Below are 21,941 nucleotides of genomic sequence, written 5' to 3' on the forward strand. Positions count from 1 at the left end.
GTTCCAGGATCGGCCCCGAAACACTCAAGCTTTCAGCTTTCGGAGATCAGAACATGAACAAGAACATCGCTCGCCTGCGTCGCGCCAAGTCGACCCGCTCGCACATCCGCAATCTCGGCGTCGCCCGTCTGACCGTGCTTCGCACCGGTCAGCACCTGTACGCCCAGGTCTTCACCGCCGACGGCTCCAAGGTCCTGGCCACCGCCTCGACCGTGCAGGCCGACGTCAAGGAAGGCCTGAAGAACGGCAAGAACGCCGAAGCCGCCGTCAAGGTCGGCAAGCTCATCGCCGAGCGCGCCAAGGCTGCGGGCATCGAGAAGGTCGCTTTCGACCGCTCGGGCTACCGCTACCACGGCCGCATCAAGGCGCTGGCCGATGCCGCTCGCGAGGGCGGCCTGCAGTTCTAAAGATTTGCGGCGGATTTCGGTCCGTCGAGGGTTGAAAGTGCGGGTGACGGCTGCCATCCATGGCGTGACGTCATCGCCTTCGGATCGTCCGGTCCGGCTATCCCTGGCCGGGCGTTCGCCGAGGCAGCGCGGCATGCCGCGCTAACCGCGCATCAGCTCACCCGCCGACACGGCTTGTGTCGGGCGCCATGGTGGATTCCTGCCATGGCGCTGCACCCGAACCACTTCACAATCATAAGCGGCCACGCCGCAAATCCCATTAATCAACGAGACATCGAAATGGCAGACGATAGAGCACCGCGGGGCCGCGACCGTGATCGCAACCGCGAAGAGATCGACGACGGCATGATCGAAAAGCTGATCGCGGTCAACCGCGTCAGCAAGACCGTCAAGGGCGGCCGCCAGTTCACCTTCACCGCGTTGACGGTGGTGGGCGACGGCAACGGCAAGGTCGGTTTCGGTTACGGCAAGGCGCGCGAAGTGCCGGTCGCGATCCAGAAGTCGATGGAATACGCCCGCAAGGCGATGAACAACGTGGACCTCAACGGCGGCACCTTGTGGCATGCCGTGAAGTCGGGCCACGGCGCGGCGCATGTGTACATGCAGCCGGCGTCGGAAGGTACCGGCGTGATCGCCGGCGGCGCGATGCGCGCCGTGCTCGAAGCGGTCGGCGTCAAGAACGTGCTGGCCAAGGCCACCGGTTCGCGCAACCCGATCAACCTGGTTCGCGCCACCCTGAAGGGTCTGACCGGCATGCATTCGCCGGCCAAGATCGCTGCCAAGCGCGGCAAGAAGGTCGAGGATCTCAACCATGGCTAAGGCTGCTAACAAGCCCGTCGAAGGCGGCACCGTCACCGTGCGCCTGGTCAAGGGTCTGCGTGGCTGTCAGTCGCGTCACCGCCTGTCGGTGAAGGCGCTCGGCCTGAACAAGCTCAACGACGTGCGGACGCTGAAAGACAGCCCGCAGGTTCGTGGCCTGATCAATACGGTCCACTACCTGGTTCAGGTCGAGGGCTAAGGAGAACATCATGCGTCTCAATACACTCAAGCCGGCTGACGGCGCCCGCGAAGACCGCAAGCGCGTCGGTCGCGGTATCGGTTCGGGCCTCGGCAAGACCGCGGGCCGCGGCCACAAGGGTTCGTTCGCTCGTTCGGGCAAGGGCAAGATCAAGGCCGGCTTCGAAGGCGGTCAGATGCCCATGCAGCGTCGTCTGCCGAAGATCGGCTTCCGCTCCAAGCTGAAGAACGACACGGCCGAAGTCCTGCTGTATCAGCTCGATAAGCTGGAAGCCGGCGAGATCGATTTCGCCGCGCTCAAGGCCGCCAAGCTTGTTCCGAGCAACGCCAAGCAGGCGAAGATCGTGAAGAAGGGCGAGCTGACCAAGAAGTTCGTGCTCAAGGGCGTGCTGGCCACGGCCGGCGCTAAGGCCGCTGTCGAAGCGGCCGGCGGCAAGGTCGAGGAGTAAGGGCTCAATGGCGCGCAGCGGCAACGCAATGGCTGGTATCGGCGGCGGACTCGGTAAGTTCACCGAGTTGCGTCAGCGTTTGCTGTTCGTCATCGGCGCGTTGATCGTCTATCGCATCGGTAGCTACATCCCGGTGCCGGGTATCAACCCGGAGGCGATGGTCAAGTTCATGGAGACCAAGCAGGGCACCATCGTGGACATGTTCAACATGTTCTCCGGTGGCGCTCTGCATCGCTTCAGCCTGTTCGCGCTCAATGTCATGCCGTACATCTCGGCATCGATCATCGTGCAGCTGCTGGTGCAGATCGTGCCCAGCCTGAAAGCCATCCAGAAGGAAGGCGAATCGGGCCGGCGCAAGATCAACCAGTGGTCGCGCATGGGCGCGATCCCGCTGGCGGTCTTCCAGGCGTGGGGTATCGCGGCGGGCTTGCAGTCCAGCGTGGCGCCCGACGGTCTGCCGGTGGTGTACGCACCGGGCATGGGCTTCATCCTGACCGCGGTGATTTCGCTGACGGCTGGCACCATGTTCCTGATGTGGCTGGGCGAGCAGATCACCGAGCGCGGTATCGGCAACGGTGTGTCGCTGATCATCTTCGCGGGTATCGTCGCCGGTCTTCCGGCTGCGGTGCTGCAGATGTTCGAGCAGATCCGCAACGGCGACATGAACGCGATCGCGGCGATCACGGTCATCGCGCTGGTGTTCGGCTTCACCTACCTGGTGGTCTTCGTCGAACGCGGCCAGCGCCGGATCACGGTCAACTACGCCCGTCGACAGGGCGGTCGCAACGCCTATATGAATCAGGCGTCGTTCCTGCCCCTGAAGCTCAACATGTCGGGCGTGATCCCGGCGATCTTCGCGTCGAGCATCGTGATGTTCCCCGCCACCGCAGCGACCTGGTTCGCCCAGAGCAACAGCGGCAGCGGCTTCTCCGGTTTCCTCCAGCGCCTGAGCCAGTGGCTCAGCCCGGGTGAGCCGGTCCACATGATCCTGTATGCTGGTCTGATCATCGGCTTCGCGTTCTTCTACACGGCGCTGGTGTTCAATTCGCAGGAAACCGCCGACAACCTCAAGAAGTCGGGCGCGCTGATCCCGGGCATTCGCCCCGGTAAGGCAACGGCGGATTATGTGGATGGCGTGCTGACGCGGTTGACCGCGGCCGGTGCGATTTATCTGGTGATCGTGTGTCTCCTCCCGGAGATCATGCGCACCAAACTCGGCACCTCGTTCTACTTCGGCGGCACCTCGCTGCTGATCGTGGTGGTCGTGATTATGGATTTCATCGCTCAAATCCAGGCTCATCTGATGTCGCATCAGTACGAGAGCCTGTTGAAGAAGGCGAATTTGAAGGGCGGCTCGCGCGGCGGTCTCGCGCGCGGGTGAGTCAGGACCGGTTCGCGCGCAAGAGTAGCGCGCGGGGTTGGGCAGGGCAGGTCATCGCGTTGTTCAGCCAGTTCAGACTCGTCGCCGGAGCATGGGCACACTCCCCATGCCGTGGTTCCGTGGCACCTTTGGTGCCGCGGGGCTTCCTATTAACCCGAGACCTAGATATAATTTCCAGTTCACTCCGCCGGGATTAATCCGTCCTGGCCGCCAAATCAGTTGGAGATCGCCTTATGGCGCGTATTGCGGGCGTTAATTTGCCTGCCCAGAAGCATGTCTGGGTTGGCCTGCAAAGTATTTTCGGCATCGGCCGTACCCGTTCGAAGCAGATCTGCCAGACGGCAGGTGTGGTTTCGACGACGAAGATCCGTGACCTGTCCGAGCCGGACGTCGAGCGTTTGCGCGCCGAAGTCGGCAAGTTCGTGGTCGAGGGCGATCTGCGTCGTGAGGTCGGTATCGCCATCAAGCGTCTGATGGACTTGGGCTGCTACCGCGGCCTGCGTCACCGTCGCGGCCTGCCGCTGCGTGGTCAGCGTACCCGGACCAATGCACGTACCCGTAAGGGTCCGCGCAAGGCCATCAAGAAGTAAGGGGACCTAGACCATGGCCAAGCCGGCAGCAGTCAAGACCAAGAAGAAGATCAAGCGCATCGTCACCGACGGTATCGCCCACGTCCACGCTTCTTTCAACAACACCATCATCACGATCACCGACCGCCAGGGCAATGCGCTGTCGTGGGCGACTTCGGGCGGCGCGGGTTTCCGCGGCTCGCGTAAGTCGACCCCGTTCGCCGCCCAGGTGGCAGCCGAAAAGGCTGGCCGTGCTGCGCTCGACTACGGCGTCAAGTCGTTGGAAGTGCGCATCAAGGGCCCGGGTCCGGGTCGTGAGTCCGCCGTTCGTTCTTTGAACAACGTCGGTTACAAGATCATCAACATCATCGACGTGACGCCTATCCCGCACAACGGGTGCCGTCCGCCGAAGAAGCGTCGCGTCTGAGGAGCTGAAGAAAAATGGCTCGTTATATTGGCCCCACCTGTAAGCTCGCTCGTCGCGAAGGCGCCGACCTTGGTCTGAAGTCGTCCGCTCGCGCGCTCGACTCGAAGTGCAAGCTCGAGCAAAAACCCGGCCAGCATGGCCCTACCGCCCGCAAGGGCAAGCTGTCCGACTACGCCACCCAGCTTCGCGAGAAGCAGAAGGTCAAGCGTATCTACGGTCTGCTGGAACGTCAGTTCCGCAACTACTACAAGAAGGCCTCGACCAAGAAGGGCAACACCGGCGAGAACCTGCTGCAGTTGCTGGAAACCCGTCTGGACAACGTCGTCTACCGCATGGGCTTCGCCGTGACTCGTCCGGCTGCTCGTCAGCTGGTCTCGCACCGCGGCGTCACGGTCAACGGCAAGTCGGTCAACCTCCCGTCGTACCAGGTCAAGGCCGGCGACGCGATCGCGTTGTCCGAGCGCGCCCAGAAGCAGCTTCGCGTGCAGGAATCCCTGACCGTGTCGTCGCAGATGGACCTGTCGCCGTCGTGGGTCGAAGTCGACAGCAAGAAGTTCAGCGGCGTGTTCAAGGCGGTTCCGGATCGTGCGGACCTGCCGGCCGACATCAACGAAGCGCTGATCGTCGAGTTGTACAGCAAGTAATAGTGCAGGGCATCCGCCGGCGTCCCTCAGGATCCGGCGGTGAACCCGCAACCCAGGTCGGTGCGCCATGCGCACCGGCCGCTCTCTCGTTAAGAGAGGGCTCCAAGAGCTAAAGCCTCTCGCCGCCCCCCGGCGAAGGTCATTGGAGACACCGAAACATGACGGTTACCGCCAACCAGGTACTGCGCCCGCGTGGTCCGCAAATCGAACGCCTCACCGGCAATCGCGCGAAAGTCGTGATCGAGCCGTTGGAACGCGGTTACGGCCACACGCTGGGCAACGCGCTGCGTCGCGTGCTGCTGTCGTCGATCCCGGGTTTTGCCATCACCGAGGTCGAAATCGATGGCGTGCTGCATGAATACACCACGGTCGAAGGTCTGGAAGAGGACGTGCTGGAAGTTCTGCTGAACCTCAAGGACGTCGCGATCCGTATGCACACCGGCGATTCCTCGACGCTGTCGCTTGCCAAGCAAGGCCCCGGCATCGTCACCGCCGGCGACATCAAGACCGACCACAACGTCGAAATTCTCAACACCGACCATGTGATCTGCCACCTGACCAAGGACACGGCGCTCAACATGCGTCTGAAGATCGAACGCGGTTTCGGCTACCAGCCGGCGGCTTCGCGCCGTCGTCCGGATGAAGAAACCCGCGCGATCGGCCGCCTGATGCTGGACGCCAGCTTCTCGCCGGTCCGCCGCGTCGCCTACGCGGTGGAAGCCGCGCGCGTCGAGCAGCGCACCGACCTCGACAAGCTGGTGCTGGACATCGAAACCAACGGCACGATCGACGCCGAGGAAGCCGTGCGCACCGCCGCCGACATCCTCACCGATCAGCTGTCGGTGTTCGGCGACTTCACCCACCGCGACCGCGGTGCGGCCAAGCCGGCCACCAGCGGCATCGACCCGATCCTGCTGCGTCCGATCGACGATCTCGAACTCACCGTTCGTTCGGCCAACTGCCTCAAGGCCGAGAGCATCTACTACGTCGGCGATCTGATCCAGAAGACCGAAGTCGAGCTGCTCAAGACCCCGAACCTGGGCAAGAAGTCGCTCACCGAGATCAAGGAAGTGCTGGCTCAGCGCGGCCTGTCCCTCGGCATGAAGCTGGAAAACTGGCCGCCCGCCGGCATCGCCTCGCACGGGATGATGGGGTGAGAGCCAGCGCTTGCGCGGCATAGCCGCGCGCTGGCTCGAACGCCCGGCGCACTGCGCCGGGCCGGGAACGAAAAGGGTCCACGCCGAGGCTAGCCGAAGCGTGGATTTTTGATCCAGATTCAGACCCACCCGCAACACCGCAATAAACAACACCGCACCACACCCGTCGACGGCCCCAGAAGGCCGCGACCCGCCGATCAAGGAACGATCGGTTCGGACCAACCGCAGTCCAAAGCACCAACGCCTGGATGGCGACAGCGAAGTCCAACAGTTTCGACATTCACTAGGAATCACAGTCATGCGCCATCAGAAATCCGGCCGTAAGTTCAGCCGCACCAGTGCTCACCGCGATGCCATGTTCACCAACATGGCCGCCTCGCTGATCAAGCACGGTCTCATCCGCACCACCCTGCCGAAGGCCAAGGAGCTGCGTCGCGTCGCCGAGCCGCTCATCACCCTGGCCAAGAAGGACGGCGTGGCCAATCGTCGTCTGGCTTTCTCGCGCCTGCGCGATAAGGAAGCCGTCGGCACCTTGTTCGTCGAACTCGGCCCGCGTTACGCCTCGCGTCCGGGCGGCTACCTGCGCATCCTCAAGTGCGGTTTCCGCGCTGGCGACAACGCGCCGATGGCCTACGTCGAACTGGTCGATCGTCCGCAGGCCGCGACCGAGTAATCGGCCGCCGCCGCTTATGCAAGACATGCTGTCCCAGGCCGTCCGCGGCCGAGGGCGGCAGCCAGCAAAACCCCGGCCTCGGCCGGGGTTTTTGCTTTCCGGCGACGGTTACTTCGGCAACGGTTGCGGCCGAAAGCGACACGACCTTGTAGGGTGGATCCGGCAGGATTTGGGGAGGATTTCGGGACTTGGTGAACGGGGCGGCAACTTTCGCCCCCTGGTGCAGTCGATGTTGCTGCGACGAAATGCCGCGTTGCGCATCTAGATGCCGATCCGACATTGGCACGACCCGACCCAGCCCCGTATGGTGTGAACATGAACCCCTTCAAAGCCTCCTTCCGGATTCAGTATTTGCTCGGCTTCCTGGCCTGCGCGGGTCTGCTCGCGTATGCGTTTTACCTGCAGCTTTACCAGCACCTGGAACCGTGTCCGTTGTGCATCTTCCAGCGCTTCGCGTTCGCCGCCCTCGGTATCGTGTTTCTGATCGGCGGCCTGCACGGGCCGAAGAAACCGGCCGGCCGGCGCAGCTACGGCGTTCTGACGCTGCTGGCCGCGTTGGCGGGCATCGCCGTCGCCGGCAACCACGTTCGCCTGCAGCACCTGCCGCCGGATCAGGTGCCGGCTTGCGGTCCGGGCCTGAACTACATGCTCGACGCCATGCCGATCGCCGGCGTGATCAAGAAGGTGATGACCGGCTCGGGCGAATGCGCCGCGGTCGATTGGAGCTTCCTCGGTCTGGCCATGCCGGCGTGGAGCCTGATCTGTTTCATCGTCCTGGCGCTGTGGGCGGCCTATGCCGCGTTCCGCGCGCGTTGATCCCAATACGGCCTTAGTGGTTTCAACCCTCCCATCCACCCCAACCATCCACACACCGCGTCACCAACTGGAATCAAGGAAATGAGCGCTTCCGATCGCAGCAACCTCCGTGCCGTCAATCTGCCCGCCGACTGGAGCCCGACCTCCTGGCGCGAGCGCACCGCACTGCAGTTGCCGAGCTATCCGGACGCGGCCGAGTTGGAGTCCGCGTTGCAGGAACTGCGTCAGCTGCCGCCGCTGGTGACGTCGTGGGAGATACTCTCGCTCAAGCAGCAATTGGCCGAGGCGCAGGAAGGCAAGCGATTTTTGCTGCAAGGCGGCGATTGCGCGGAAAGCTTCGACCAATGTTCCTCGGACGTTATCTCCAACCGCCTGAAGGTGCTGTTGCAGATGAGCCTGGTGCTGGTCCACGGCATGCGCAAGCCGGTGGTGCGCGTGGGCCGGTTCGCCGGCCAGTACGCCAAGCCGCGTTCGGCCGATACCGAAACCATCGACGGCGTGAGCCTGCCCAGCTACCGCGGCGACATGGTCAACGCGCCGGCCTTCAACGAGGTCGCGCGCAAGCCCGACCCGCGCCGCATGATCAAGGGCCACGCGCGCTCGGCGATGACGATGAATTTCGTGCGCGCACTGATCGACGGCGGTTTCGCCGACCTGCACCATCCCGAGTACTGGAACCTGAGCTGGGTCGGCCACTCGCCGCTGGCCGACGAATACCGGCGCATGGTCAACGCGATCGGCGACGCGGTGCGTTTCATGGAGACGCTGTCGGGTTCGGAAGTGCACAACCTCAACCGGGTGGACTTCTACACCTCGCACGAAGCGCTGTTGCTGCCGTACGAAGAGTCGCTGACCCGGCAGGTGCCGCGTCATTGGGGCCACTTCAATCTCAGCACGCATTACCCGTGGATCGGCATGCGCACCGCCGCGGTCGATGGCGCCCATGCCGAGTACTTCCGCGGCATCCGCAATCCGATCGCGCTCAAGGTCGGTCCGTCGGTCACGCCGGATCAGCTGCTGCGCACGATCGACCTGCTCAACCCCGAGGACGAACCGGGCCGGTTGACCTTCATCCATCGCATGGGTGCGACCGCGGTCGCCGAGAAGCTGCCGCCGCTGCTCGATGCGATGCGCCGCGACGGCCGCCGTGTGCTGTGGGTGTGCGATCCGATGCACGGCAACACCGAGAGCACCAGCAACGGTTACAAGACCCGGCGTTTCCGCAACATCCGCGCCGAGATCGAGTCCTCGTTCGAGCTGCACGCCGCGGCCGGCACGCGCCTGGGCGGCGTGCATCTGGAGCTCACCGGCGAGGACGTGACCGAATGCCTGGGCGGCGCGCGCGAGCTTACCGAGAGCGATCTGGAACGCGCCTACCGCTCCACGGTCGATCCGCGCCTGAACTATGAGCAGGCGCTGGAAGTGGCGATGCTGATCGTGCGCAAGCAGGCGCAGATCGCCGCGCCGGCCTGAAGCATCGCTTCGCCGGCAACGAGAGCCCGCCTTCCGGCGGGCTTTTCGTTTGCGCCGGGCGCGAGAGCACGGCGGCGGTTACGGACTCAGGGTCAGCCGATAACGCGGCGGCGTGCGCGCCTGGGTGGCTTGTTCGAAGGCGTAGCCCAGCGAAAGCAACTGCGCGTCGCTCCAGCGCCGGCCCATGAACGCCAGACCGACCGGCAGGCCGGAGGCCTCGCCCATCGGCACGGTCAGGCTGGGATAACCGGCGACCGCGGCCGCGCCCCAACTGGCGCCGCCGAACGCGTCGCCGTTGACTGGGTCGACCATGAACGCCGGTGCGGTCGCCGGCGCGATCAGCGCGTCGAGCTTGTGGCGCTTGAGCAGCGCATCGATGCCTTGCGCTCCTGCGAACTGGCGCGCCTGCGCGGCGGCCTTGCGATAGGCCGGATCCTTGAGACTGCCCTTGGCCGCGGCCTGTTCGAAGATGTCCTGGCCGAAGTACGGCATCTCGCGCGCGGCATGGGCGCGGTTGAACTCGATCAGCGCGTCGAGCGTCTGCACCGGCGCGCCGCTGTCGCGCAGATAGCGCTCCAGGCCGTGCTTGAACTCGTACAGCATCACCTGGTACTCGGCGGCGTTCCAACGGCCGTCGCCGGGCATGCGCACCTCGACGATGGTCGCGCCGGCATCGCGCATGGCCTTGAGCGCGCGCTGCAGCGCCGCGTCGGCTTCGGGCGGCAGCTTGACCCCGGTGTCGCGCAGCAGGCCCAGGCGCGCGCCGTGCAGCGCGTCGGCGTCGAGCGTGCCGACGTAATCGGCCACGCGCTTGCCCACGGCGGCCTGCGCCGCGTCGTCGCCGCCGGCCTGCGCCGCGGCGAGCACGCTGAGCAATTGCGCCGCATCGGCGACGCTGCGCGCCATCGGTCCGGCGGTGTCCTGGCTGCTGGAAATCGGAATGATGCCGGCGCGGCTGACCAGGCCGACCGTGGGTTTGAAGCCGACCAGACCGTTGACCGCCGACGGACACAGGATGCTGCCGTCGGTCTCGGTACCGACGCCGACCGCGGCCAGGCTCGCGGCGATCGCCACGCCGGTGCCGCTGCTGGAGCCGCAGGCGCTGCGGTCGAGCACGTAAGGATTGCGGGTGAGTCCGCCGCGCGCGCTCCAGCCGGAGATCGAACGGCCGGAGCGGAAGTTGGCCCACTCGCTGAGATTGGTCTTGCCCAGAATCACCGCGCCGGCCTCGCGCAGCGCGGCGACCAGCGGGGCGTCGTGCCGCGGCCGATGTTCGGCCAGCGCCAGCGAGCCGGCCGAATTGACCATCGGCGTGGCGTCGATATTGTCCTTCACCAACACCGGGATGCCGTGCAGCGGACCGCGCAATTTGCCGGCCTTGCGTTCCTCGTCGAGCGCGCGCGCCTCGGCGACGGCGTTGGGATTGAGTTCGATCACCGCGTTGAGCTGCGGTCCGGCGTCGTCGAGCGCGGCGATGCGATCCAGATAGGCCTGGGTCAGGCGCGCGCTGCTGAGTTCGTCGCTGGCCATGCGCGCGGCCAGGGTGGCGGTATCGGCTTCGGCGACGCGCAGCGGATCACCGGGCAGGAAACCCTTGGGCGCTTGATCGGTGATCGCGGGCGGACGCGCCTGGCGCGTCGCGGGTTGTCCGGCGCAGCCGGCCAGCGCGAGGGCCAACGCCAGCAGGCTGAGGCGGGTCGGGAGAGGCATGGCGGACATGGCCGGATCCTGAGGAGGTCGCGCGAAGTAACGTGCTCGAGAGTATCGGCGCGAGTATGCCCACAGTTCGATGCGACGAAAGCCTTGGACGAACCGGCAGTGGTGCGGACGGTGTGTCGCGGTGTTCCAACGGTCGCGGCAATGCGCGCTTTGATGTGCCGGTATGAGTGAGCGGTATTGCGTCACGCAATGGGCGAGGCTTGGATCCGCTGCGCGCGTGGCGCACGCGCCGGGATTTGCGAGCCGACCCGGCGTAGTCAGTGGCGTGCCGGTGAATGTTCCGCGCTCTGTGCCGCAATCCTCGATCCAGTGCGAAGTCGCGGGCTCGGTTCCACGTCAGCGGCTTGCGATCAGTCTTGCGAACCCTTGGCTCCGGTTGCCTTGGACTTGCGATAGACGAACTCCGGCGCCGGCGCCCGCGATTCGCGTTCGGCGAGCGCGCGCACCATCGCGTGATCGGGCGATTTTTCGCAGACCGGATCCAGGGTGTCGGCGCGGCCGCTCAGCGCCAGCGCCTGGCAGCGGCAGCCGCCCCAGTCGCGTTCGCGGTGTTCGCAGCTGCGGCAGGGTTCGGGCATCCAGGCGGTGCCGCGATAACGGCGGAATGCCTCGGAGTCGCGCCAGATCTCGCCCAGGCTGCGGTCGCGCACCGATTCGAAGTGCAGATCGGCGAGGGTCTCGGCGGCGTGGCAGGGCAGCACCTTGCCTTCCGGGGTGATGTTGACGAAACGCTGGGCCCAGCCGCCCATGCAGGCTTTGGGCCGGCGCGCGTAGTAGTCGGGGGTGACGTAGTCGATCACCAGTCGGCCGCGCAATCGCTCACGCGCTTGTTCGACTACGGCGGTGACCGCATCGAGTTGTTCGCGCGTAGGAATCAAGGCCGCGCGGTTCTGCAGGCCCCATCCGTAATACTGCGTATGCGCGACTTCCAGGCGTCCGGCGCCCAGGCTCAGCGCCAGTTCGATCATCTCGCCGACGCGTTCGGCGTTGTGCCGGTGCACCACCGCGTTGAGCGTCAGCGGCAGTTCCAGCTCGCCGCACCAGCGCGCCAGCGCGAGCTTGCGTTCGTGGCTGCCGGGGTAACCGGCGATGCGGTCGGCGCCCGGGCTCTGGCTGTCCTGGATACTCAACTGCAGATGGTCCAGTCCGGCGTGTTGCAGTTCCTGCAGCCGCTCGCGGCTCACGCCGACGCCGGAGGTGATCAGGTTGCAGTACAGCCCTTGCGCGCGCGCATGCCGCAGCAGTTCGGGCAGATCCTTGCGCAGGGTCGGTTCGCCGCCGGAGAAGTGCGCCTGCAGGATTCCCAACTCGGCGGCTTGTTCGAGCACGCTCAGCCACTGCGCGGTGCTGAGTTCCTCGCGCAGGCCGATCAACTGCAGCGGATTGGAGCAGTACGGGCACGACAGTGGGCAGCGGTGGGTGAGTTCGAGCAACACCGCCAGCGGCGGCGCGGGCGCCGGCTCGACGTGTACGTGTTCCGCACGCAACGACGGCACGGGCGCGGCGGCCTGGGCCGATGCCGGTGCGGCCGTTGTGCGATCGACGCTCATGACAATTGCGGATTGAAGGCCAGCATGCGTTTGTCGAGCAGGCTGGCGAACAAATCGATCACGTCGCCGTAGATTTCGCCGGCGTCGGCGCCGTACTCGGCGGCCAGCGCGGCGACGATCGCCTCCACGTCCGAACGCCCGTCGACGTGGGTGAGCACGGCATGGGCGATCTCGTCGAGCTCGACCACGCGTTCGGGCGCCAGCAGTACCCACTGTTCGCGCGTGCGATCGTGTTGCAGGCGGACGCCGACCGGGAACCGCAGCACGCTGCCGGCATCGATGGTGGGATTCATGGGCGCGTCTCCTGGGGACGGAACGCGCCCGGCGGAACCAGCCGAGGTTCGACATAGGCCAGGTGCAGCGCGTCGAGCATCGACCACAGCACTTCGCATTTGAAGCGTAGCGCGTCGCAGACCGCCTCCTGTTGCTCGCGGCTGTGGGCGTGGCGCTTGACGTAATCCAGGGCGAAATTCGCGTCCTGCGGCGCCTGATGCAGGCGCGAGTCGAAGTACGCGAGCGCCTTGGGCGAGACGAAATCGTAATTGGCCAGCATGCCGGCCACGCGCTGTCCGATGATGGTCGGGGCGAACAGCTCGGTCAGCGAGGAAGCGATGGCTTCGAGCAGGCTGCGTTCGCGCACGAAGTGGATGTAAGCCTGCACCGCGAAGCGGGTGGCCGGCAGCAGTGCCCGGCCGGATTCGACCAGTTCGCGATCCAGCCCGAGCGCGTCGGTCAGATGCAGCCAGCGCGCGATGCCGCCGTCGCCTTCGCGTTCGCCGTCGTGATCGACGATGCGCTGGCGCCAGACCCGGCGCAGTTGCGGGTCCTCGATGCGGGCGAGCAGGGCGGCGTCCTTGAGCGGAATGCAGCGTTGGTATTCGAACCGGTTCAGCGCCCAGGCCTGGACCTGGCCCAGATCGAGTCGGCCGCCGTGCAGCAGCGCGTGGAAGGGATGTTTGTCGTGGTAGCGCTCGGCGCCGATCGCGCGCAGGCGCGCTTCCAGTTCGTCCGGCGACAGGAGTTCGCGGGTGTGAGAGGCGGGCGCGCGATGCAGTTCGGCGGCGCTGGCGTTCATAGGCTCAGTTCCATGCCGTCCTCGGCGACGTCCCAGCCGTGCGCGCGGGCTTGCGCGCGCTCGGGCGAGGCCTCGTCGAGGACCGGGTTGGTGGTGTTGAGATGGATGAAGAGTTTGCGCCGCACGTCCAGATCGGCGAACGCGGCCAGGGTGCCGGCATCGTCCTCGCCGTTGCCGCCGGCGATGCTCATATGGCCCATGCGCGCGCCGGTCTTGGCGCCGACGCCGGCGCGCTGCATCTCGTCGTCACGCCACAAGGTGCCGTCGAAGAACAGCAGCGCGGCGCCGCGCAGGCGCTCGCGCAAGGCCGGTGGCAGCGCTGCGCAACCGGGGATGTAGTAGAAGCGTTCGTGGCCGTCGGAAATTTCCAGGCCGACCGTTTCTTCGTCGCCGCCTTGGAGGTCGCCGCCGGCGCGCGATTCCATGAACAACGGAACCTTGCCGGGTACGCTGAAGGCGGTCACGCGCAAGCCGAGCGGCGCATCGACGCCGTCGATGTCGAGCGGCGTGTCCAGCGGCAACGCTTTGCGCGTCACGTAATCGGGGTGCAGCGAATCGAAGATCGGATTCTGGCCCAGCACGTCGAGCACGCGCGCGCTGGCCCACAGGTCGAAGCGTTGGCGTTCGCGCATCGACAGCAGGCCGGCGATGTGGTCGATCTCGCCGCTGGTCAGCAGCACCGCCTCGATCGGCGAATGACGCAGGTCGCGCCGCGGCCATAGCGACGGCAGGGCGAGAATCTGTTGGCGGAAATCCGGCGAGGCGTTGATCAGCAGCCAGCGTTCGCCATCGGCGCTGACCGCGATGCTGGCCTGACTGCGCCGCTTATGTCCGGGCTCCTGGCGCCAGGCGCGCTGGCTGCCAGGGGTGTTGCAGTTCCACTGCGGATAGCCGCCCCCGGCCGCCGCACCGAGCACGAGGATGCGCATCATCGATGACTCACCGATGGCGGGAGCATCCGCGCGAGCGTTGCGACGGCGGAAGCGGACATGCTCAGAACAGATCGCCGGAGGAGTACGAGTTGATTTCGCAGCCGACCGAGATCTCGCGGATCTGAGGCTTGGACCAAGTCTTCATAAGCATTCCTCGTGTTGGGGAGTGAGCGTGCAACGGTGACCGCGTGCGTGGAAGGCGCGCGTCCGCATCGGGGGTGTCGTTGCGGGCCGCCCGATGCGGTGCGGCGGCCCGATTCGCGACTCGCGCCGCGACGTCGAAACCATACACCCGCGCGCGCCGCGACGCCTGTGACTCCAGCCCGATCGGGTTGGAATGCAGGCACGGTGCGGGTTAATCAGTCGCTAACAATTCGGGAATCGGGAATCGGGAGAGCGAGGTCGGCAGAACGCAGTCGGCCAATGCCGCTGCAGGCGCTTGAGGTCTTTTGTGGGAGGGAGCTTTAGCCCCGACGCTTTTTTGGTCAAGTCGCCGCGGACATATAAGCCACCTGACCGAAAAGCGTCGGGGCTAAAGCTCCCTCCCACAAAAGAAAGCTCGCTTCCACAAGATCTCTCACAACAGCAAGCTCCCTCCCGCAACAGCGGACGATCAGCGCCGCCGCTTGAGGATGTCGCGCGCGAGAACCCAAACCACGATCACGTTGATTATGAGAACCGCCGTGGCGAGCCAGCCCGGATGGTGGATCAGCGCGTAAATGTCGAACGGCAGATACAAGGCCGCGCCCAGGCAGCCCAGCCACGAGGCCCAGGCCTTGGCTTTCCACAGGCCCCAGGCTTCGAACAGATGCAGCGCGCCGTAGGCCAGCACGATGGCCGCGGCCAGGTGCACCGAGTGCGGACTGATGCTGTGCGCGAGCCAGGCCAGCGAGCCGTGCTCGGGATCGAGATGGAAGCGCTTGATGAGTTCTTCGATCCAGCGCTGCAACGGCGCCGGGCCGAGCAGTTCCAGGCCGCTGGCGGCCGACAGCGCGAGCGCGCCCTTGGCCGCTTCGACCGCGGCGATCACGTGCAGGCCCGGATGGGCCTTCGGATTGCTGTCGTAGTGGTGTTCCGGCGTAGTCATCGCGCGATCGCAGCCCAGTGGCCGCCTGCGCTGCACGGGAAGAGGAGGTGTCCGGGAATAGCGATCAGATCGTGCACGGGCATGCAGCTTCGATCCTCATGACGCGCCAAGGTTCCCGACGCTGCGGCGTGGACGACCCGGCGGATGCGGCATGCGCCGATGCGCGATGCCGCCTTGCCCCAGGTCTTGCGCCGTGCGTTGCGTGGAACGGGAGCGTAGTGACTTGGGGCGAGGGCGCCGCCGTTCAAGGCGGCGGCGCCCGTGCTGCCTGACAACGTAGCCGATCAGGCGGCGCGCGAGGCGCGCTTGCGATCGCTTTCGGTGAGGAACTTCTTGCGCAGGCGAATTTCCTTCGGAGTGACTTCGACCAGTTCGTCGTCTTCGATGAAGTCCAGCGCCTGCTCCAGCGTGTACTTGATCGCCGGGCTCAGCTGGATCGCATCGTCCTTGCCCGAGGCACGCATGTTGGTCAGCGGCTTGGTCTTGATCGCGTTGACGGTGAGGTCGTTATCCTTCGAGTGGATGCCGATCAGCTGGCCCTCATACACGTTGTCGCCTTCGGCAGCGAACAGCTTGCCGCGCTCCTGCAGCGGGCCAAGCGAATAGGCCGGGGTGGTGCCGGGAGCATTGGCGATCATGACGCCGTTGATGCGCTTGGCGATCGCGCCCTGTTCCTTCGGACCGTAGTGGTCGAACACATGAAACAGCAGGCCCGATCCCTGGGTCAGGGTGCGGAACTCGTTCTGGAAGCCGATCAGGCCGCGAGCCGGGATCATGTAATCCAGGCGCACGCGTCCCTTGCCGTCGGACACCATGTCCTTGAGCTGGGCCTTGCGCGTGCCGAGCTTCTCCATGACGCCGCCCTGGTGCTGCTCTTCGATGTCGACCACCAACTGTTCGACCGGCTCCATCAGCTTGCCGTCGATTTCCTTGATGATGACTTCCGGACGCGACACGGCCAGCTCGAAGCCTTCGCGGCGCATGTTCTCGATCAGCACCGACAGGTGCAGTTCGCCGCGGCCCGAGACCAGGAATTTGTCCGGATCGGAGCCTTCTTCGACCTTCAGCGCCACGTTGTGCAGCGTTTCGCGCACCAGGCGCTCGCGCAGCTGGCGGCTGGTGAGGAACTTGCCGCCGCTATGTTCCTTCTGGCCGGCGAACGGGGAGTTGTTGACCTGGAAGGTCATGCTGATGGTCGGCTCGTCCACGGTCAGCGCGGGCAGGGCTTCCGGGGTGTCCAGTGCGCACACCGTGTCGGAGATCGACAGCTCGGCAACGCCGGAGATGGCGACGATGTCGCCCGCGTCGGCTTCCTCGGTCTCCAGGCGCTCAAGGCCCATGAAGCCGAGCACCTGCAACACCTTGCCCTGGCGCTTCTTGCCGTGACGGTCGACCACGCTGACCGGCATGTTGCGGCGGACCTTGCCGCGCTGAATGCGGCCGATGCCGATCAGGCCGACGAAGTTGCTGTAGTCCAGCTGGCTGATGCGCATCTGGAACGGGCCGTCGAGATCGACCTCCGGCGGCGGGACGTGCTTCATGATCGCTTCGTACAGCGGGGTCATGTCGCCGGAGCGCGCGGAGTCGTCCAGGCTGGCGTAGCCGTGCAGCGCCGAGGCGTAGACGATCGGGAAGTCGAGCTGCTCGTTGGTGGCGCCGAGCTTGTCGAACAAGTCGAACACCTGGTCGATGACCCAATCCGGACGGGCGCCCGGGCGGTCGATCTTGTTGACCACCACGATCGGCTTGAAACCCATCGCGAACGCCTTCTGGGTGACGAAGCGGGTCTGCGGCATCGGGCCGTCCATCGCGTCGACCAGGATCAGCACCGAGTCGACCATCGACAGCACGCGCTCGACCTCACCGCCGAAGTCGGCGTGGCCTGGGGTGTCGACGATGTTGATGCGGTTGCCCTGCCAGGTGATGGCGGTGTTCTTGGCCAGGATCGTGATGCCACGTTCCTTTTCCTGGTCGTTGCTGTCCATCGCGCGCTCGGCCAGCACCGTGCGTTCGGACAGGGTGCCCGACTGCTTCAACAGGCAGTCAACGAGGGTGGTCTTGCCGTGGTCGACGTGAGCGACGATGGCGATATTGCGCAGGCGTTCGATGGACATGCGAGAGGACGCCGGAAGGCGCTATAGCTGAGGAAGGAAGCCGGCCATTATACCTGGCAAAGGTGGCAAGTGCCTGCGGCGGCGGGCTTTATTCACGTCGGACCTGTTTTATGAGCGGGCAGGCCCGATAAAAGGCAGCAGTCGCCCCTGTAGGCGCGGCGCAAGCCGCGACCACCCGAAGCCGGTCACCCCAACCGCCCGGCCGCCCTGAGACGTCCAACTGCTGCCGCCCGGCCACGTCCGGGCCTTGCGCCGACGCGTTCAGCTCCAGTCCGCGGTTGAGGCCCCGGCCACCCCGCGACGCGTTCCAAGCCGTACCCGCGCTTCCGCGGTTCGCGCCGCTCCGACCAGGGCTCCGGCCCCGACGCGGTTTTTTTCGCTTCGGTACCATTGAGGATTGCCTTGGCCGTCGCCATCTCGGCCGGCGAACCGTTTTTCCATCCCCATCGCTACACCTGGAGTGCGCTGCATGAGCCTGATCGCCACCTTCGACACCGAGCGCGGCCCGATCCGCGTCGAACTCGCCGCCGACAAGGCGCCGCTGACCGTCGCCAACTTCGTCAATCTGGCCCAGCGCGGCTTCTACGACGGGCTGAACTTCCACCGCGTGATCCCGAACTTCATGATCCAGGGCGGCTGCCCGCAGGGCACCGGCACCGGCGGCCCGGGCTACCGGTTCGAAGACGAGACCCGCAACGGCCTGAGCCACCAGCGCGGCGTGCTGTCGATGGCCAACGCCGGCCCGGGCACCAACGGCAGCCAGTTCTTCATCACCCATATCGTGTGCGATTGGCTCGACGGCAAGCACACCGTGTTCGGCAAAGTGCTCGAAGGCCTGGAGATCGTCGATACGGTCAAGCAGGGCGATGCGATCAAGTCGGTCAAGATCGAAGGCGACGTCGCCGCCGTGCTGGCCGCCAAGGCTGAGCGCGTGGCCGATTGGAACAAGGTGCTGGACGAGAACAAGCGTCCGTAAGTGCGCCGAACCTGCCGCCGGCCAACCGCCGGGGGCCGGGATCCGAATAAAGACGGCCGCGAGGCCGTCTTTTTCGTTTCTGGCGCGGATCTTCCTGCCGATGACCTCCGCTACGGAATCTTTTGTGGGAGGGGCTTCAGCCCCGACCGAGGTCTGGACTGGCGGGCAGAGCAGCGTCGTCGCCGAGGATTCGCAGTCGGGCCTGAAGGCCCTCCCACAAAAGACATCGGGCATGCCGGGGCAGGGAGGCAAGGTTTTTTTGGGGCCCTCCCACAAAAGACATGCGGCAGGCCGAGGCAGGGGCGGCGAGGTTTTTTGTGGGAGGGGCTTTCAGCCCCGACCGAGGTCTGGCTAGTCGGTCAGAGTCGTAGTCGCCACAGATTCGCAGTTGGGCCAGAAGGCGTTTCGATCAGGTATCGCGGGAGCCGTGCGAACCGCCAGACTCGAAACCGGGGCGTCGCCGGTGCTGTGCTACCATTTTGCGGCTAGAACCAGCGGTTCCGGCGCCTTATGCGAACGCGCCCGCCTGGCGCGCTCGCGGCGCCGCCATCGCCGTCCCGGCCCGCACCACCTCACTCCCCAGCACGCTCCGTCGTACACCACCCCACGAGGTTTACACGATGCCCCAGCTCGCCCGGCGCATCGGTCGCGCCAAGCCCAGCGCGATCATGCAGGTTGCCGAAAAGGCCAAGCGGCTCAAGGCCGAAGGCCGCGACATCATCAGTTTCTCGATCGGCGTTCCCAATTTCCTGCCCGGCGATCATGTCTATGCCGCCGTGCGCGATGCCTTGGCCAAAGACAGCGGCCAGTACGGCAGCAACCGCGGCGCCGACGCGCTGCTGGACGCGTTCATCGAGCACATGAGCAAGATCGGCCTGACCGGTTACGGCCGGGTGAACTGCGCCACCGGCATCGGCGCCAAACACGTGATCTACAACATCGCCGAGGCGCTGTTGGACGAAGGCGACACGATCGTCTTCCCGGCCCCCTACTGGACCAGCTATCTCGACATCGCCGAGATCGTCAACGCCAAGATCGATCTGCTGCCGTGCCCGGCCTCGCAGGATTACAAGCTCACCCCGCAGCAGCTCGACGCGGCGTTGGCGAAAAAGCCGAAGGTGTTCTTGTTCAACAATCCGTCCAACCCGACCGGCATGGTCTACGGCAAGGACGAAATCGACGCGCTGGCCGCGGTGATCGCCAAATACCCGGACACCTGGGTCATCACCGACGACATCTACAACCGCATGGTGTTCGACGGTCTGGGCTATCACAACTTCGTGCACTCGCATCCCGAGCTGCGCGACCGGGTGATCTTCATCGACTCGCTGTCCAAGACCTACGGCATGCCGGGTTGGCGCGTGGGCTTCATGGCCGGTCCGGAAGTGATCGCGCAGGCCGTGACCACGATGAATTCCAATCACATCACCAACGTGCCGGAGATCGTCACCGCCGCCGCGGTGGCCGCGCTGTCCGGTCCGCAGGACGTGCCGACCGCCCGCTGCGCCGAATTCCAGGCCAAGCGCGATCAGGTCATGGCGGTGATGAACGCGATTCCCGGGGTGATCTGCCCGCGTCCGCAGGGCGCGTTCTACGTCTTCCCCGACGTCAGCGTGGCCTTCGGCAAGACCCATGGCCCCAGCGGCCTGAAGATCGGCAACGACATGGATTTGTGCAACGCGCTGCTGGAAACCAAGGGCGTGGCCTGCGTGCCTGGCTCGGCGTTCGGCGCGCCCACCGCGCTGCGCATCAGCTACACCTGCCCGACGCCGCAGCTGGCGCCGGGTCTGCAGCGGTTCCAGGAGTTCTTCGCCGAGCTCGTCTGAGCCTGGCGACGGAACCGGCCCGCGACGAGGAGCGAAGCGATGCGCGTGAGCACCGTGCTGTGCGTACTGGCCGCGCTCGTCGTCGGCGTGGCCGGGACTAAATTCGCCCAGTCCGGCGGCTGGTCGCAGGGGATGGCCGATCGTCCCGCGCAACTCGCGCCGGACGATCCGCGCCTGAACACCGGCGACAAACGCATCGTCCTGTTGGCTGCCGAGTGGTGCGGTTACTGCCAAAAGCTGCGCAAGGACTTCGAACTGGCCGACGTGCGCTACACCCTGGTCGACGTCGACACCGAACGCGGCCAGCGCGCGATGGCGGCGATCGGCGCGCACGGCGTGCCGGTCACCGTCATCGGTCAGGACATCGTTCACGGCTACCAACCCGATCAGATCAAGGACAAGCTCGCGCCATTGCGCTATCGCCTGTAAGCGCGGCCGCGGGCCCGTGCCCGCCGTCGCCGGTCCTCTCCCGTTCACTTCGCGGGCCCGCGCCCGCATCAACGTTCACTAGCGAAGGAAACACCCAGATGAAGACTCCCGTCCGCGTTGCCGTCACCGGTGCTGCCGGCCAGATCGGCTACTCGCTGCTGTTCCGCATCGCTTCCGGCGAAATGCTCGGCAAGGATCAGCCCGTCATTCTGCAGTTGCTGGAACTGCCGCTGGAGAAGGCCCAGGCCGCGCTCAAGGGCGTGATCATGGAGCTGGAAGACTGCGCGTTCCCGCTGCTGGCCGGCATCGTCGGCACCGACGACGCCGAAGTCGCGTTCAAGGACGCCGACATCGCTCTGCTGGTCGGCGCTCGTCCGCGCGGCCCGGGCATGGAGCGCAAGGACCTGCTGCTGGAAAACGCCAAGATCTTCACCGCCCAGGGCGCTGCGCTGAACAAGGTCGCCTCGCGCAACGTCAAGGTGCTCGTGGTCGGCAACCCGGCCAACACCAACGCCTACATCGCGATGAAGTCGGCGCCGGATCTGCCGGCCAAGAACTTCACCGCCATGCTGCGCCTGGACCACAACCGCGCGCTGAGCCAGCTCGCCGCCAAGGCCGGCGTCGCCGTGGGCGAGATCGAAAACCTGATCGTGTGGGGCAACCACAGCCCGACCATGTACCCCGACTACCGCTTCGCCAAGGCCGGCGGCGCGTCGTTGAAGGACAAGATCAACGATGCCGACTGGAACGCCAACACCTTCATCCCGCAGGTCGGCAAGCGCGGCGCGGCGATCATCGAAGCTCGCGGCCTGTCCTCGGCCGCGTCGGCTGCCAACGCTGCCATCGACCACATCCGCGACTGGGTGCTGGGCAGCAACGGCAAGTGGGTGACCATGGGCGTGCCGTCGGACGGCAGCTACGGCATTCCCGAGAGCGTGATGTACGGCGTGCCGGTGATCACCGCCAATGGCGAATACACTCGCGTGGAAGGCCTGGAAGTCGACGCGTTCAGCCGCGCCGCGATGGACAAGACCCTGGCCGAGCTGGAAGAAGAGCGCGCCGGCGTCGCCCACCTGCTGGGCTGATCGTTTCGCACTCCGCGATGCATGAACGGGGCGGCTTCGGCCGCCTCGTTTTTTGTGGCTGAGATCCGCGCACGGGATGCCCGAAGTCTGTTGTGGGAGGGAGCTTCAGCCCCGACCGGGGTCTGGACTGAAGCT

The 21,941-nt window shown here is 65.7% G+C and carries 24 protein-coding genes; 16 read left to right on the forward strand and 8 right to left on the reverse strand.

The features are described from left to right. Positions 1 to 53 precede the first annotated feature (53 nt). The 12 genes from rplR (at position 54) to ACTOWJ_RS16785 (ending at position 9,013) form a co-directional block, all read left to right on the forward strand. Positions 54 to 407 (forward strand): 50S ribosomal protein L18, encoded by a 354-nt coding sequence (gene rplR / locus ACTOWJ_RS16730; RefSeq protein ID WP_057918898.1) that lies wholly within the window; start codon positions 54 to 56, stop codon positions 405 to 407. A 279-nt stretch (positions 408 to 686) separates the two neighbouring features. Continuing rightward, positions 687 to 1,226 (forward strand): 30S ribosomal protein S5, encoded by a 540-nt coding sequence (gene rpsE / locus ACTOWJ_RS16735; RefSeq protein ID WP_046657640.1) that lies wholly within the window; start codon positions 687 to 689, stop codon positions 1,224 to 1,226. After that, complete coding sequence (gene rpmD, locus ACTOWJ_RS16740) at positions 1,219 to 1,425, forward strand: 50S ribosomal protein L30 (protein WP_036111762.1); 207 nt, start codon at positions 1,219 to 1,221, stop codon at positions 1,423 to 1,425. Before rpsE ends, rpmD begins: the two co-directional genes overlap by 8 nt. Before the next feature lie 10 nt (positions 1,426 to 1,435). Then, complete coding sequence (rplO, locus tag ACTOWJ_RS16745; RefSeq protein ID WP_036111758.1) at positions 1,436 to 1,873, forward strand: 50S ribosomal protein L15; 438 nt, start codon at positions 1,436 to 1,438, stop codon at positions 1,871 to 1,873. Between the two features lie 7 nt (positions 1,874 to 1,880). Further along, positions 1,881 to 3,254, forward strand: a complete 1,374-nt coding sequence (gene secY / locus ACTOWJ_RS16750; RefSeq protein WP_441335744.1) for a preprotein translocase subunit SecY — start codon at positions 1,881 to 1,883, stop codon at positions 3,252 to 3,254. Between the two features lie 233 nt (positions 3,255 to 3,487). Then, positions 3,488 to 3,844 carry a 30S ribosomal protein S13 gene (rpsM, locus tag ACTOWJ_RS16755; RefSeq protein ID WP_441335745.1) on the forward strand — a complete coding sequence of 119 codons (357 nt, stop codon included), beginning with the start codon at positions 3,488 to 3,490 and terminating at the stop codon, positions 3,842 to 3,844. Between the two features lie 13 nt (positions 3,845 to 3,857). After that, complete coding sequence (gene rpsK, locus ACTOWJ_RS16760; protein WP_036111750.1) at positions 3,858 to 4,250, forward strand: 30S ribosomal protein S11; 393 nt, start codon at positions 3,858 to 3,860, stop codon at positions 4,248 to 4,250. A gap of 14 nt (positions 4,251 to 4,264) precedes the next feature. Further along, positions 4,265 to 4,894 (forward strand): 30S ribosomal protein S4, encoded by a 630-nt coding sequence (rpsD, locus tag ACTOWJ_RS16765; protein WP_036111747.1) that lies wholly within the window; start codon positions 4,265 to 4,267, stop codon positions 4,892 to 4,894. A 158-nt stretch (positions 4,895 to 5,052) separates the two neighbouring features. Then, the gene (locus ACTOWJ_RS16770) at positions 5,053 to 6,051 is read left to right on the forward strand and encodes a DNA-directed RNA polymerase subunit alpha (protein WP_441335746.1); all 999 of its coding nucleotides are present in this window, start codon (positions 5,053 to 5,055) and stop codon (positions 6,049 to 6,051) included. A gap of 298 nt (positions 6,052 to 6,349) precedes the next feature. After that, entirely contained in the window at positions 6,350 to 6,724 is a 375-nt protein-coding gene (gene rplQ, locus ACTOWJ_RS16775) for a 50S ribosomal protein L17 (RefSeq protein WP_441335747.1), read from the forward strand. A 315-nt stretch (positions 6,725 to 7,039) separates the two neighbouring features. Next, positions 7,040 to 7,540, forward strand: coding sequence for a disulfide bond formation protein B (locus ACTOWJ_RS16780; RefSeq protein WP_441335748.1), 501 nt, complete (start codon positions 7,040 to 7,042; stop codon positions 7,538 to 7,540). Between the two features lie 81 nt (positions 7,541 to 7,621). Beyond that, positions 7,622 to 9,013 carry a class II 3-deoxy-7-phosphoheptulonate synthase gene (locus tag ACTOWJ_RS16785; RefSeq protein ID WP_441335749.1) on the forward strand — a complete coding sequence of 464 codons (1,392 nt, stop codon included), beginning with the start codon at positions 7,622 to 7,624 and terminating at the stop codon, positions 9,011 to 9,013. 78 nt (positions 9,014 to 9,091) lie between these two features. Here the strand turns inward: ACTOWJ_RS16785 and ACTOWJ_RS16790 are convergent, their stop codons facing one another. The 8 genes from ACTOWJ_RS16790 to typA all read right to left on the reverse strand — a co-directional run bounded on the left by ACTOWJ_RS16790 (position 9,092) and on the right by typA (position 17,490). Next, a complete protein-coding gene (locus ACTOWJ_RS16790; protein ID WP_441335795.1) occupies positions 9,092 to 10,723 on the reverse strand; it encodes an amidase in 1,632 nt (543 codons plus the stop codon). A 359-nt stretch (positions 10,724 to 11,082) separates the two neighbouring features. Further along, a complete protein-coding gene (pqqE, locus tag ACTOWJ_RS16795) occupies positions 11,083 to 12,282 on the reverse strand; it encodes a pyrroloquinoline quinone biosynthesis protein PqqE (RefSeq protein ID WP_441335750.1) in 1,200 nt (399 codons plus the stop codon). After that, positions 12,279 to 12,575, reverse strand: coding sequence for a pyrroloquinoline quinone biosynthesis peptide chaperone PqqD (pqqD, locus tag ACTOWJ_RS16800; RefSeq protein WP_441335751.1), 297 nt, complete (start codon positions 12,573 to 12,575; stop codon positions 12,279 to 12,281). Before pqqD ends, pqqE begins: the two co-directional genes overlap by 4 nt. Further along, the gene (gene pqqC, locus ACTOWJ_RS16805; protein WP_441335752.1) at positions 12,572 to 13,357 is read right to left on the reverse strand and encodes a pyrroloquinoline-quinone synthase PqqC; all 786 of its coding nucleotides are present in this window, start codon (positions 13,355 to 13,357) and stop codon (positions 12,572 to 12,574) included. Before pqqC ends, pqqD begins: the two co-directional genes overlap by 4 nt. Continuing rightward, positions 13,354 to 14,286 carry a pyrroloquinoline quinone biosynthesis protein PqqB gene (gene pqqB / locus ACTOWJ_RS16810; RefSeq protein ID WP_441335796.1) on the reverse strand — a complete coding sequence of 311 codons (933 nt, stop codon included), beginning with the start codon at positions 14,284 to 14,286 and terminating at the stop codon, positions 13,354 to 13,356. Before pqqB ends, pqqC begins: the two co-directional genes overlap by 4 nt. Positions 14,287 to 14,350: 64 nt before the next feature. Further along, the gene (gene pqqA / locus ACTOWJ_RS16815; RefSeq protein WP_441335753.1) at positions 14,351 to 14,440 is read right to left on the reverse strand and encodes a pyrroloquinoline quinone precursor peptide PqqA; all 90 of its coding nucleotides are present in this window, start codon (positions 14,438 to 14,440) and stop codon (positions 14,351 to 14,353) included. A gap of 462 nt (positions 14,441 to 14,902) precedes the next feature. Continuing rightward, on the reverse strand, positions 14,903 to 15,376 hold the full coding sequence (locus ACTOWJ_RS16820; protein WP_441335754.1) for a DUF2127 domain-containing protein: 474 nt from the start codon (positions 15,374 to 15,376) through the stop codon (positions 14,903 to 14,905). A 284-nt stretch (positions 15,377 to 15,660) separates the two neighbouring features. Beyond that, positions 15,661 to 17,490, reverse strand: coding sequence for a translational GTPase TypA (gene typA, locus ACTOWJ_RS16825; RefSeq protein WP_441335755.1), 1,830 nt, complete (start codon positions 17,488 to 17,490; stop codon positions 15,661 to 15,663). A 469-nt stretch (positions 17,491 to 17,959) separates the two neighbouring features. Here typA and ACTOWJ_RS16830 point away from each other — a divergent pair, with 469 nt between their 5' ends. The 4 genes from ACTOWJ_RS16830 (at position 17,960) to ACTOWJ_RS16845 (ending at position 21,806) form a co-directional block, all read left to right on the forward strand. Beyond that, positions 17,960 to 18,466, forward strand: coding sequence for a peptidylprolyl isomerase (locus ACTOWJ_RS16830; protein WP_441335756.1), 507 nt, complete (start codon positions 17,960 to 17,962; stop codon positions 18,464 to 18,466). A gap of 620 nt (positions 18,467 to 19,086) precedes the next feature. Next, positions 19,087 to 20,292 (forward strand): aminotransferase class I/II-fold pyridoxal phosphate-dependent enzyme, encoded by a 1,206-nt coding sequence (locus ACTOWJ_RS16835; protein WP_441335757.1) that lies wholly within the window; start codon positions 19,087 to 19,089, stop codon positions 20,290 to 20,292. 39 nt (positions 20,293 to 20,331) lie between these two features. Beyond that, the gene (locus ACTOWJ_RS16840) at positions 20,332 to 20,721 is read left to right on the forward strand and encodes a glutaredoxin family protein (RefSeq protein ID WP_441335758.1); all 390 of its coding nucleotides are present in this window, start codon (positions 20,332 to 20,334) and stop codon (positions 20,719 to 20,721) included. 98 nt (positions 20,722 to 20,819) lie between these two features. After that, entirely contained in the window at positions 20,820 to 21,806 is a 987-nt protein-coding gene (locus ACTOWJ_RS16845) for a malate dehydrogenase (protein ID WP_441335759.1), read from the forward strand. Positions 21,807 to 21,941: the final 135 nt, after the last annotated feature.

It is taken from the genome of Lysobacter sp. CA199, from assembly GCF_052078715.1.
Lineage (GTDB): Bacteria > Pseudomonadota > Gammaproteobacteria > Xanthomonadales > Xanthomonadaceae > Lysobacter.

What these genes read in the sequence shown, in the direction of transcription:
- rplR (WP_057918898.1), top strand. Translation starts at nt 54, where the DNA reads ATGAACAAGAACATCGCTCGCCTGCGTCGCGCCAAGTCGACCCGCTCG.
- rpsE (WP_046657640.1), top strand. Translation starts at nt 687, where the DNA reads ATGGCAGACGATAGAGCACCGCGGGGCCGCGACCGTGATCGCAACCGC.
- rpmD (WP_036111762.1), top strand. Translation starts at nt 1,219, where the DNA reads ATGGCTAAGGCTGCTAACAAGCCCGTCGAAGGCGGCACCGTCACCGTG.
- rplO (WP_036111758.1), top strand. Translation starts at nt 1,436, where the DNA reads ATGCGTCTCAATACACTCAAGCCGGCTGACGGCGCCCGCGAAGACCGC.
- secY (WP_441335744.1), top strand. Translation starts at nt 1,881, where the DNA reads ATGGCGCGCAGCGGCAACGCAATGGCTGGTATCGGCGGCGGACTCGGT.
- rpsM (WP_441335745.1), top strand. Translation starts at nt 3,488, where the DNA reads ATGGCGCGTATTGCGGGCGTTAATTTGCCTGCCCAGAAGCATGTCTGG.
- rpsK (WP_036111750.1), top strand. Translation starts at nt 3,858, where the DNA reads ATGGCCAAGCCGGCAGCAGTCAAGACCAAGAAGAAGATCAAGCGCATC.
- rpsD (WP_036111747.1), top strand. Translation starts at nt 4,265, where the DNA reads ATGGCTCGTTATATTGGCCCCACCTGTAAGCTCGCTCGTCGCGAAGGC.
- ACTOWJ_RS16770 (WP_441335746.1), top strand. Translation starts at nt 5,053, where the DNA reads ATGACGGTTACCGCCAACCAGGTACTGCGCCCGCGTGGTCCGCAAATC.
- rplQ (WP_441335747.1), top strand. Translation starts at nt 6,350, where the DNA reads ATGCGCCATCAGAAATCCGGCCGTAAGTTCAGCCGCACCAGTGCTCAC.
- ACTOWJ_RS16780 (WP_441335748.1), top strand. Translation starts at nt 7,040, where the DNA reads ATGAACCCCTTCAAAGCCTCCTTCCGGATTCAGTATTTGCTCGGCTTC.
- ACTOWJ_RS16785 (WP_441335749.1), top strand. Translation starts at nt 7,622, where the DNA reads ATGAGCGCTTCCGATCGCAGCAACCTCCGTGCCGTCAATCTGCCCGCC.
- ACTOWJ_RS16790 (WP_441335795.1), bottom strand. Translation starts at nt 10,723, where the DNA reads ATGCCTCTCCCGACCCGCCTCAGCCTGCTGGCGTTGGCCCTCGCGCTG.
- pqqE (WP_441335750.1), bottom strand. Translation starts at nt 12,282, where the DNA reads ATGAGCGTCGATCGCACAACGGCCGCACCGGCATCGGCCCAGGCCGCC.
- pqqD (WP_441335751.1), bottom strand. Translation starts at nt 12,575, where the DNA reads ATGAATCCCACCATCGATGCCGGCAGCGTGCTGCGGTTCCCGGTCGGC.
- pqqC (WP_441335752.1), bottom strand. Translation starts at nt 13,357, where the DNA reads ATGAACGCCAGCGCCGCCGAACTGCATCGCGCGCCCGCCTCTCACACC.
- pqqB (WP_441335796.1), bottom strand. Translation starts at nt 14,286, where the DNA reads ATGCGCATCCTCGTGCTCGGTGCGGCGGCCGGGGGCGGCTATCCGCAG.
- pqqA (WP_441335753.1), bottom strand. Translation starts at nt 14,440, where the DNA reads ATGCTTATGAAGACTTGGTCCAAGCCTCAGATCCGCGAGATCTCGGTC.
- ACTOWJ_RS16820 (WP_441335754.1), bottom strand. Translation starts at nt 15,376, where the DNA reads ATGACTACGCCGGAACACCACTACGACAGCAATCCGAAGGCCCATCCG.
- typA (WP_441335755.1), bottom strand. Translation starts at nt 17,490, where the DNA reads ATGTCCATCGAACGCCTGCGCAATATCGCCATCGTCGCTCACGTCGAC.
- ACTOWJ_RS16830 (WP_441335756.1), top strand. Translation starts at nt 17,960, where the DNA reads ATGAGCCTGATCGCCACCTTCGACACCGAGCGCGGCCCGATCCGCGTC.
- ACTOWJ_RS16835 (WP_441335757.1), top strand. Translation starts at nt 19,087, where the DNA reads ATGCCCCAGCTCGCCCGGCGCATCGGTCGCGCCAAGCCCAGCGCGATC.
- ACTOWJ_RS16840 (WP_441335758.1), top strand. Translation starts at nt 20,332, where the DNA reads ATGCGCGTGAGCACCGTGCTGTGCGTACTGGCCGCGCTCGTCGTCGGC.
- ACTOWJ_RS16845 (WP_441335759.1), top strand. Translation starts at nt 20,820, where the DNA reads ATGAAGACTCCCGTCCGCGTTGCCGTCACCGGTGCTGCCGGCCAGATC.